The sequence below is a fragment of the Nonomuraea deserti genome (genome assembly GCF_004348685.1).
GTDB classification, from domain to species: domain Bacteria; phylum Actinomycetota; class Actinomycetes; order Streptosporangiales; family Streptosporangiaceae; genus Nonomuraea; species Nonomuraea deserti.
Genome location: NZ_SMKO01000292.1, coordinates 1 through 8,816, shown reverse-complemented (window position 1 = coordinate 8,816; position 8,816 = coordinate 1). Strand labels below are relative to the sequence as shown.

Genomic DNA, 8,816 nt, shown 5'->3' with positions numbered 1-8,816 from the left:
GGGGCGTGACCGCGGTGCTCGTGCTGAGCGAGCAGGCGGGCGTGCGGGCGGGGGAGCCGGCGTCCTACCCCGCGCTGGTCGCGGTGCCGGTGGCGTTCGCGGCCATGGTCGTGATGTCCCTGGTCACGCCGGGCCGGGTGCCGAGCGGGGTGGGGTGGATGATGGCCAGGATGCACGTGCCCGAGGCGAGTGCGGGCCCCCCAGACTGCCGCTCGTCGCAGCCCGGCGACCGCTCGTCGCATTAGCACTCTCCGTATGGCGATGACTACAGACCGTTCGACGAGCTGTCCGTAAACGGGGTTTCGCCCGCATGATCGCGACCGTAGTGTTTCGGCATCGGATAGCCACCCCGGCGCATTGGGGGGACGAGCCGCAAGGGCTCACAGCAGATCTGATGCGCCGGATTCACCGGCGACCGCGCAGGTCGCCGCGGCGGCCGGGCCCTGACCGGGGGGTAGGGCCCGCCACGCCGTTCTGTGAGGGGGCGCCCGCTGTGGCCGCGAGAGCCGGCCCCGCGATCCGGGCCACGGGGGCGCCGGATCCCGCGAGCGGGCGCCCTATCACGGTCCGTGGCCCGGTTACGGTGGTGTCCCGCTCCGGCTGCCGGTGGTGTCCGCGCCCCCGCGCGCGGCGGGGCCCGCCCGGGCCTTGACGGCGCTCAGCCGTCGCGGAGCTGCTTCAGCAGGGCGATGTCCTCGGCGTGCTTGGGCGCCTTGCCCGGCGTCTCGATGCAGATCGGCACGCCCGCCACCGCCGGGTGCCGCATCAGCTCGGCGAACGGCCGCGCACCGATGAGGCCGGCCCCGATGTTCTCGTGGCGGTCCTTCTTGGCGCCGCAGGCGTCCTTCGAGTCGTTGGCGTGGATCAGCTTGAGCCGCCCGGGAGCGATCGTGTGCAGGGCGTCGAACGTCTCCCGCACCCCGCTCTCGGCCGCCAGGTCGTGACCGGCGGCGAAGGCGTGGCACGTGTCGAGGCAGATGCCGGCCCGCGGATGCCAGTCGAGGGCCGCGAGGTAGGGCCCGATGTCCTGGACCGTGGCGCACAGCATGGCGCCCTGGCCCGCCATCGGCTCGAGCAGCAAGTCGGGACCGCCGTCGGGGATCTCGTCGAGCAGCGGCAGCAGGTTTTCCCGCGTCTGGCGCAGCGCGTCGTCGCGGGACTGCGTCACGGCCGAACCCGTGTGCACCACGACCCCCTTGGCGCCGGTCGCCACGCCGCGGCGCAGCGTGTGGCGCACGATCGCGATGGAGTTGGCCAGCGTCTCGGGGCTGGGCGAGCCGAAGTTGGCGAGATAGGGCACGTGGATGAACGTGTCGACGCCCGACTCCGCCAGCTTGGCATCCTGCTCGGGCCTGCCCTCGGTGAGCGCCCACCCGCGCGGGTTGGTGACGAACACCTGGATCATCTCGGCGCCGATCTCCGCCATGTATTTCAGGCCGCCCGTCGCGAGGCCGCCCGCCACGGACACGTGTCCGCCGATCAGGGATTTCAGGGTCATGATGACCGCCAGTGTAGGCGCAGTGGCGGACACTTCCCGTACGCCACCACGGCGCTCCGGTCAGGTGGCCAATGAGCGGGCCAGTGAGGCGGCCCGGTGCGGCGGCCCGGTGCGGCGGCTCGCACAAAGGTTGCTCCAAGAGGCCCTCCTGTCCCCTTTGGCGGGCACGCGGGCGGGTAACGCCTCTTTCGTTCGCCAACGCAGGCCAGACGGGGGAGAGCCCATGCGTGCCATCGCCATTTCCGCCTTCGGAGCCCGGCCGGAGCTCGTCGAGCTGCCGGAGCCCGTGCCAGGACCCGGTGAGCTGCTGGTCCGCCTGCGGGCCGCGGCCTACAACCCCGTCGACACGAAGATCGCGAGCGGCGCGATGATGGGGTTGTCGCCCAGGTTCCCGTTCATCATGGGGCAGGACGGCGCCGGCGTCGTGGAGGCCGTCGGGCCCGAGGTCACCGCGTACCGGCCCGGTGACGAGGTCTACGGCCGTTTCAGCGACCCGGCTCGCGGGCTCGGCGGCTACGCCGAGTACGGCGTGGTGGCCCAGGACGGGCCCGTCGCCCGCATGCCCAAGGGCCTGCTGCCCGAGCAGGCCGCGGCCGTGCCCACGGCGAGCGCGACCGCGTGCGCGCTGGTCGAGTCCGCGGGCCTGGCCGAGGGCCACACGGTGCTGATCGTCGGAGCGACGGGAGGCGTGGGCCAGGCGGCCACCCAGCTCGCCGCCCTGCGCCGCGCGTACGTCATCGCCACCGCAGCGCCGGACGCGGAGGACCTCATGCGCGACCTGGGCGCCAACGAGACGGTCGACCACACCAGGGGGGACGTGCCCGGACAGGTGCTCGCCGCCTGGCCCGGCGGGATCGACGCGGTGTTCGACCTGGCCACCCCGGCCGACGCCGTCGACGCCATGGCGGGCGTGCTGCGCCCCGGCGGCGTGATCTGCAGCGTCATCCACGCGCTCGACCCTGACGCCCTGGCCGCGAGAGGGCTGCGCGGCGTCAACGTGGTCAACCGGGTCACCCCGGAGGTGCTGACGCGCCTGGCCGAGCTGATCGACGGCGGCGAGCTGCGCGTGCGGGTCGAGTCGCTGGTGCCGCTGGAGCGGGCGCCGGCCGCGCTGCGCGACATCGCCGCAGGCCACGCCAGGGGCAAGACCGTGATCACGATCTGACCGGGCCCGGGACTTGGAGCATGACACAAAAGTCCCGGCCATCGGGGGCGGCCGGTTCGGAGTTCTCACGGATGGACCGGGCACGTAGCGCATGTGTGTACTTCAGACATGCCCGACACGCTCACCGCGCTCGACGCCTTCAACGCACGGCCACCTGACGAGGCCGAGCGGGACCTGCTCGCCTGCTGCGCCTGCCGCGCCTTCGCCGCGAAGGTCGCGGGCCTGCGACCGTACTGCGGCCTCGGCGAGCTGCTCGCCGCCGCGGACGCCGCCGTGCGCGAGCTGGAGTGGTCCGGCGTGCTGGAGGCGCTGAGCGCGCACCCGAGGATCGGCGAGCGGGCGGCCGGGGCCGGCACGGAGGCGGCCTGGTCGCGGCAGGAGCAGTCAGGGGTCGATGACGCGTCGCGCGCGGCCCTGGCCGAGGGCAACCGGGCCTACGAGGAGCGCTTCGGGCACGTCTACCTCGTCTGCGCCACCGGCCTCACCGGCGCCGAGCTGCTCGCCAAGCTCACGTCCCGGCTGCGCAACGACGAGGAGACCGAGCGCGACGTCGTACGCGCCGAGCTGGCCGCGATCACGCGGGTGCGGCTGCGCAAGCTCATGGGGGAGGGGAGATGAGCTTCTCCACGCACGTGCTGGACGCGGTCACCGGGCTGCCCGCCGCGGGCGTCCGCGTACGCCTGGAGCACGACGGAACCGTCCTGGCCGAGGGGCGGACCGACGCCGACGGCCGGATCAAGGGGTGGGAGCCGAGGACCGGGGTGCACCGCGTCGTCTTCGACACCGGCGGCTACCTGCCCGAGACGTTCTATCCCGAGGTCGTCGTCACCTTCACCGTGACCGACCCCGGCCGGCACCACCACGTGCCCCTGCTGCTCAGCCCGTACGCCTACTCCACCTACCGAGGGAGCTAGATGGCCGTCAAGCTCGGGCCCAACCGCTACGGCAAGGCCGAGACGAGGCTCGTCCACGTCGTCAAGGACGGCCCCGTGCACCACATCAAGGACGTCAACGTCAGCACGTCCCTGTCGGGCGACATGGAGGCCGTCCACCTGACCGGCGACAACGCCGCCGTGCTGCCGACCGACACGCAGAAGAACACGGTGTACGCGTTCGCCAGGAAACACGGCGTCGGCCAGATCGAGGAGTTCGCCCTCCTGCTGGCCGGGCACTTCGCCGGGTCGCAACCCTCGATCCACCACGCCAGGGTGGAGATCGAGGAGTACGCCTGGCGCCGCGAAGGGCCGCACTCGTTCGCGCGGGAGGGTGGCGAGGTGCGCACCTGCGTCGTCCACCGCGACCGCGACGGCCGCGCCACCGTGGTGTCCGGGCTGAAGGACCTGGTGCTGCTCAACTCGACGGGGTCGGAGTTCCACGGCTACATCGCCGACGAGTACACCACGCTGCCGCCCGCCACCGACCGTGTCCTCGCCACCGCCGTCGAGGCCCGCTGGCGGCACGCCGCCGACACCCCCTCCTACGGCTCGTCGTACGAGCGGGTGCGGCGATGCCTGGTGGAGGCGTTCGCGGACACGCACAGCCGCTCGCTGCAGCAGACCCTGTACGCCATGGGCGAGCGGGCGCTGACCACCTGCGAGGAGATCTGCGAGGTCAGGCTGGCCCTGCCGAACAGGCACCACTTCGCCGTCGACCTGTCGCCCTTCGGCCTGGACAACGACAACGAGGTCTTCTTCGCCGCCGACCGCCCGTACGGCCTGATCGAGGGCAGTGTGCTGCGTGAGGACGCGCCCGACGCCGGATTCGCCTGGGAGTAGACACCGATGGACTTCTTGCGCCCCACGACGTGGGAGGAGGCGCTGGCCGCCAAGGCGGACCGGCCCGAAGCGGTGCCCATCCAGGGCGGCACCGACGTGATGGTCGAGCTCAACTTCGACGTGCGCAGGCCCGCCGCGCTGCTCGACCTCGGCCAGGTGGCCGAGTTGCGCGCGTGGGGCATGGTGGGCGGCTTCTGCCGGGTCGGGGCCGGGGTGCCGTACACGACGATCATCGAGGAGCTGGGCGGGCCGCTGCCGGGGCTCGCGCAGGCCTCGCGCACGGTCGGCTCGCCGCAGATCCGCAACCGCGGATCCGTCGGCGGCAACCTGGGCGCGGCCTCTCCCGCGGGCGACAGCCATCCGCCGCTGCTCGCCGCCGACGCGGTGGTCGAGGTGGAGTCGCGCGACCGGGGCGTCAGGATGGTCCCCGCCACCGCGTTCTACCTCGGGGTCAAGCGCAGCGCGCTGGAACCGGACGAGCTCATCAGGGCCGTGCACGTCAGGCCCGCCACGGGGCCCCAGTACTTCTCCAAGGTCGGCACCCGCAACGCCATGGTGATCGCGGTGTGCTCGTTCGCGATCGCGCTGCACCCGGGGGAGCGGCGGGTCGGCACGGGGCTCGGATCGGCGGCGCCCACGCCGCGGCGGGCGTACGAGGCCGAGGAGCTGCTGGCGCGGGAGCTCGACTGGCAGGCGCCGCTCGACCCGGCGCTGCTCAGGAGGTTCGGCGAGCTGTGCGCCGCCGCCGCCGCGCCGATCGACGACGTCCGCGGCACCGCCGCCTACCGCGTGCACGCCATCGGTGTGATGGCCCGCCGCACGCTCACGTGGGCCTGGAACGACCATCTGGGAAGGAGGGCCGCCTGATGCGCGTCACCTTCACCGTCAACGGCCGCGAGGAGAGCGCCGACAACGTGTGGGAAGGAGAGAGCCTGCTGTACGTGCTGCGCGAGCGCCTCGGACTGCCCGGCTCCAAGAACGCCTGCGAGCAGGGCGAATGCGGCTCGTGCATGGTCTATCTCGACGGCGTGCCGGTCTGCGCCTGCCTGGTCGCCGCCGGCCAGGCCGAGGGCCGGCAGGTGCGCACCGTCGAGGGGCTGGCAGAGGGGGACCGGCTCGACGCGGTGCAGGAGGCGTTCGCGGAGTGCGGGGCGGTGCAGTGCGGCTTCTGCACGCCGGGGTTGATCGTTCAGGCGCACGACCTGATCGCGCGCGTCGAGCGGCCGTCGGACGCGGAGATCAGGGAGGCGCTGGCGGGCAACCTCTGCCGGTGCACGGGCTACGAGAAGATCCTCGACGCGGTACGGCTGGCCGCGCGGCGAAAGGCGGCCACGTGAGCGACCCCCGCACCGGCGCCGTGCCTCCTGTCATCGTGATCGAGAACGTGCACGTCGCGCCGGTCACCGGCCCCGAGATCCCATCCGGATACATCAGGATCGAGGGGGATCGGATCGCCGCGCTGGGCGCCGGGCCCGCGCCCGCCGCCCCGGGTGCGACCCGGATCGACGGCTCCGGCTGCCTGGCCACGCCCGGCCTGGTCAACACCCACCACCACCTCTACCAGTGGGCCTCGCAAGGGCTCGCGCAGGACGCGACGCTGTTCGAGTGGCTGGTGTCGCTCTATCCGGTGTGGGCCGCCATGGACGCCGAGGTGGTCAAGGGGGCCGCCGCCGCCGGGCTGGGCTGGCTGGCGCTGTCGGGCTGCACCACCTCCAGCGACCACCACTACCTCTTCCCCAAGGGGAGGGGCGACCTGTTCGCGGCGGGCATCGAGGCCGCCCGCGAGATCGGCGTCAGGTTCCATCCGGCCCGCGGCTCCATGGACTTGGGCGAGTCGAAGGGCGGGCTGCCGCCGGACGTCGTGGTCGAGGAGCTGGACGAGGTCCTGGCCGCCACGGCCGAGGCCGTCGACGCCCACCACGACCCGTCGTTCTCCTCCATGCTGCGGGTCGCGGTGGGGCCGTGCTCGCCGTTCTCGGCCAGTGCCGAGTTGATGACGGAGTCGGCGGCGCTGGCCAGGTCCAAGGGCGTTCGCCTGCACACCCACATCGCCGAGACCCTGGACGAGGAGGAGCACTGCCTGGAGCGGTTCGGGACGCGGCCCGTCGACTACGTGGAGAAGCTGGGCTGGCTCGGGCCCGACGTGTGGTTCGCGCACACCGTGCACCTGAGCGACGCCGACATCGGCAAGCTCGCCGCCACCGGCACCGGCTCCGCCCACTGCCCCTCCTCCAACGGCCGGCTCGGGGCGGGCATCGCCCGCGTGTCCGAGATGTTGCGCCGCGGCATGAACGTGGGGCTCGGCGTGGACGGCAGCGCCTCGTCCGAGCTGACCCCGCTGGCGGGGGAGATGCGGCAGGCGCTGCTGTTCCAGCGGGCCCGATACGGTCCCGGGGCGCTCACGGCCCGGCAGGCCCTGGAACTGGCCACCCTGGGCGGCGCCCGCAACCTGGGCCGCGCGGACGAGCTCGGCTCGCTCGAGCCGGGCAAGCTGGCCGACGTCGTCCTGTGGCCGGTCGGGTCCTTCGCCGCCGCGGTCGCCGACCCGGTCTGCGCGCTGGTCTTCGGGCCCGCGCCGCCGCCGGCGCTGGTGCTGGTCGGCGGGCGGACCGTGGTGGCCGGCGGCGAGCTGAAGACCGTCTCCCAGGACGCGGCCGGCCGCGCGGGCGCCGCCGCCCGGCGGCGGCTGGTGCGGCTGGCGGAGGAGCGCGGCGTGCGCCCGGCGAGGCACGTCCATGAAGACTTCACGGCGTGAGCGGCAGCTCGTAGCGGCTCACGAGGGTGACCGGGCCGTCCGGCTCGCGCTGGCCCGGCGCGCCGCCGACCGCCACGTCCCCGCAGTGCGCGTACCCGGCCGTCCCGTCGTCGTCCCACAGGCTGTCGGACCAGTCCAGCGTGACGGTGGCGGCCACCGCGTCACCGGCGTGGACCAGCCAGGTCTCGCCCCGCGCGACGGCCGGCTCGATCCACGCCCGCCCGAACCGGTCCGGCCACTGCCGTACCCCCCCGAGCGGCGAGCCAGGCGGCGCACTCGTCCAGCACCGCCAGGACCTGATCCTCCTGGCCCTTCTCCGCTCGCCGGCAAACGGGGTTCCACTCGGTTGTCATGGGTCAATGATGACTATGGTGTGGGAGACATCCGGAAACGAGCACCCGCACGAACGAGCATCCGGAAGGCGGTCCCGTGGCGGCGGAACTCCCAGACGAGCGGCTGGCCCGGCTCAAGAGCACCTTCGCGTCGATCGACACCGACGGCGACGGCTACATCAGCGAGTCCGAGCTCAGGCGGCACTTCCCCGACCTCCCGCCCGACGCCCTCGGGGCGATGAGCCAGGAGGCGGACGTCGACCAGGACGGTCGTTACTCGCTGGAGGAGTTCATCAGAGCGGTCTCCTAGGGACGGTCCGGCACGCGCCTGCCGATCCCCCGGGCAGCGTATGGGGTGAAGGGCCCGGGATGTGATGATGATGAGTCACGCCTTCCCGCCCGCTCGCACCGGGCAGGAAGGCGTGTCAGAACATTGTTCACCATCATGTGGGAGTTCGTTGTGGTTCAGCCTGTTCTGGTCGCTCCGGACAAGTTCAAGGGGTCGCTGACGGCGGCGGAGGTGGCCTCCCGGGTGTCGGCCGGGCTCGGCGTTCCCACGGTGGAGCTGCCGGTCGCCGACGGTGGCGACGGCACGGTCGACGCCGCCGTGGCCGGCGGCTTCACGCGGGTCACGATCGAGGTGACCGGCCCCACGGGTGAGCGGATCCCCGCCTCGTACGCCTGGCAGGCGGCCGGCACGGCCGTGGTAGAGCTGGCGGAGGCGTCCGGGCTGCGCCGGCTGCCCGGCGGGCGCGAGCCCCTGACGGCCACCAGCTACGGCACGGGCGAACTGGTCGCCGACGCCGTACGCCGCGGCGCCAAGCGGGTGGTCCTGGGGCTGGGCGGCAGCGCGTGCACCGACGGGGGAGCGGGCATGGTGCAGGCCCTCGGCGCGCGGCTGCTCGACGCCGGTGGCGACGAGCTCCCCCGCGGCGGTGCCGCGCTCGCAGAGCTCGCCCGCATCGACATGTCCGGTTTCCTTGACGTGTCCGGCGTGGAGTTCGTGGTGGCGAGCGACGTGGACAACCCGCTTCTCGGCCCCCACGGCGCCGCCGCCGTGTACGGTCCGCAGAAGGGCGCGACCTCCGACGACGTCAGGACCCTGGAGGGCTCCCTGTCCCGCCTGGCGGCGGTGGCGACCGCGACGCACGGGCTCGTAGGCGCACCCGAGCGCAGGAGCTCGCGACGAGCGAGCGAGGAACGAGCCAACGAGGAGCGAAGCGGGCGCGACCATGGGCACGAGCATGACGACACCCCTCGGGCCATGGGAGTGGCCGGGGCGCCGGGGGCG

General features: G+C 73.3%; 12 protein-coding genes. 10 read left to right on the top strand and 2 right to left on the bottom strand.

From position 1 onward, the window contains the following. Positions 1 to 245, top strand: a 245-nt coding sequence (locus E1292_RS52015; RefSeq protein WP_220447423.1) for a hypothetical protein, incomplete at its 5' end; no start/stop codon positions are given. Between the two features lie 413 nt (positions 246 to 658). Here the strand turns inward: E1292_RS52015 and E1292_RS47900 are convergent. Next, positions 659 to 1,498, bottom strand: a complete 840-nt coding sequence (locus E1292_RS47900; RefSeq protein WP_132606459.1) for a deoxyribonuclease IV — start codon at positions 1,496 to 1,498, stop codon at positions 659 to 661. Between the two features lie 223 nt (positions 1,499 to 1,721). Between E1292_RS47900 and E1292_RS47895 the strand changes: the two genes are divergently transcribed. The 7 genes from E1292_RS47895 to E1292_RS47865 all read left to right on the top strand — a co-directional run bounded on the left by E1292_RS47895 (position 1,722) and on the right by E1292_RS47865 (position 7,193). Beyond that, positions 1,722 to 2,663 carry an NADP-dependent oxidoreductase gene (locus tag E1292_RS47895; protein WP_132606458.1) on the top strand — a complete coding sequence of 314 codons (942 nt, stop codon included), beginning with the start codon at positions 1,722 to 1,724 and terminating at the stop codon, positions 2,661 to 2,663. A gap of 108 nt (positions 2,664 to 2,771) precedes the next feature. After that, the gene (gene uraD / locus E1292_RS47890; protein WP_132606457.1) at positions 2,772 to 3,281 is read left to right on the top strand and encodes a 2-oxo-4-hydroxy-4-carboxy-5-ureidoimidazoline decarboxylase; all 510 of its coding nucleotides are present in this window, start codon (positions 2,772 to 2,774) and stop codon (positions 3,279 to 3,281) included. Next, complete coding sequence (uraH, locus tag E1292_RS47885) at positions 3,278 to 3,577, top strand: hydroxyisourate hydrolase (protein ID WP_132606456.1); 300 nt, start codon at positions 3,278 to 3,280, stop codon at positions 3,575 to 3,577. The genes uraD and uraH overlap by 4 nt, the downstream gene beginning before the upstream one ends. Then, the gene (gene pucL / locus E1292_RS47880) at positions 3,578 to 4,438 is read left to right on the top strand and encodes a factor-independent urate hydroxylase (protein WP_132606455.1); all 861 of its coding nucleotides are present in this window, start codon (positions 3,578 to 3,580) and stop codon (positions 4,436 to 4,438) included. A 6-nt stretch (positions 4,439 to 4,444) separates the two neighbouring features. After that, positions 4,445 to 5,305, top strand: coding sequence for an FAD binding domain-containing protein (locus E1292_RS47875; RefSeq protein WP_132606454.1), 861 nt, complete (start codon positions 4,445 to 4,447; stop codon positions 5,303 to 5,305). Then, the gene (locus tag E1292_RS47870; protein ID WP_132606453.1) at positions 5,305 to 5,775 is read left to right on the top strand and encodes a (2Fe-2S)-binding protein; all 471 of its coding nucleotides are present in this window, start codon (positions 5,305 to 5,307) and stop codon (positions 5,773 to 5,775) included. The genes E1292_RS47875 and E1292_RS47870 overlap by 1 nt, the downstream gene beginning before the upstream one ends. Then, positions 5,772 to 7,193: an 8-oxoguanine deaminase gene (locus E1292_RS47865; protein ID WP_439331959.1), complete on the top strand. Its 1,422-nt coding sequence runs from the start codon at positions 5,772 to 5,774 to the stop codon at positions 7,191 to 7,193. The genes E1292_RS47870 and E1292_RS47865 overlap by 4 nt, the downstream gene beginning before the upstream one ends. Here the strand turns inward: E1292_RS47865 and E1292_RS52010 are convergent. Continuing rightward, positions 7,183 to 7,350: a hypothetical protein gene (locus tag E1292_RS52010; RefSeq protein WP_165975136.1), complete on the bottom strand. Its 168-nt coding sequence runs from the start codon at positions 7,348 to 7,350 to the stop codon at positions 7,183 to 7,185. The genes E1292_RS47865 and E1292_RS52010 overlap by 11 nt on opposite strands. Before the next feature lie 272 nt (positions 7,351 to 7,622). On the opposite strand from E1292_RS52010, the gene E1292_RS47860 reads away from it, so the two are divergent. Both E1292_RS47860 and E1292_RS47855 read left to right on the top strand, forming a co-directional pair. Continuing rightward, positions 7,623 to 7,835, top strand: a complete 213-nt coding sequence (locus E1292_RS47860) for an EF-hand domain-containing protein (protein ID WP_132606452.1) — start codon at positions 7,623 to 7,625, stop codon at positions 7,833 to 7,835. Between the two features lie 150 nt (positions 7,836 to 7,985). After that, positions 7,986 to 8,816 (top strand): glycerate kinase (locus E1292_RS47855; RefSeq protein WP_246090937.1); only part of this gene is annotated, 831 nt, incomplete at its 3' end.

Coding starts and splice junctions, on each gene's coding strand:
- E1292_RS47870 (WP_132606453.1), top strand. CDS start 5,305: ATGCGCGTCACCTTCACCGTCAACGGCCGCGAGGAGAGCGCCGACAAC.
- E1292_RS47895 (WP_132606458.1), top strand. CDS start 1,722: ATGCGTGCCATCGCCATTTCCGCCTTCGGAGCCCGGCCGGAGCTCGTC.
- uraH (WP_132606456.1), top strand. CDS start 3,278: ATGAGCTTCTCCACGCACGTGCTGGACGCGGTCACCGGGCTGCCCGCC.
- E1292_RS47900 (WP_132606459.1), bottom strand. CDS start 1,498: ATGACCCTGAAATCCCTGATCGGCGGACACGTGTCCGTGGCGGGCGGC.
- uraD (WP_132606457.1), top strand. CDS start 2,772: ATGCCCGACACGCTCACCGCGCTCGACGCCTTCAACGCACGGCCACCT.
- pucL (WP_132606455.1), top strand. CDS start 3,578: ATGGCCGTCAAGCTCGGGCCCAACCGCTACGGCAAGGCCGAGACGAGG.
- E1292_RS47875 (WP_132606454.1), top strand. CDS start 4,445: ATGGACTTCTTGCGCCCCACGACGTGGGAGGAGGCGCTGGCCGCCAAG.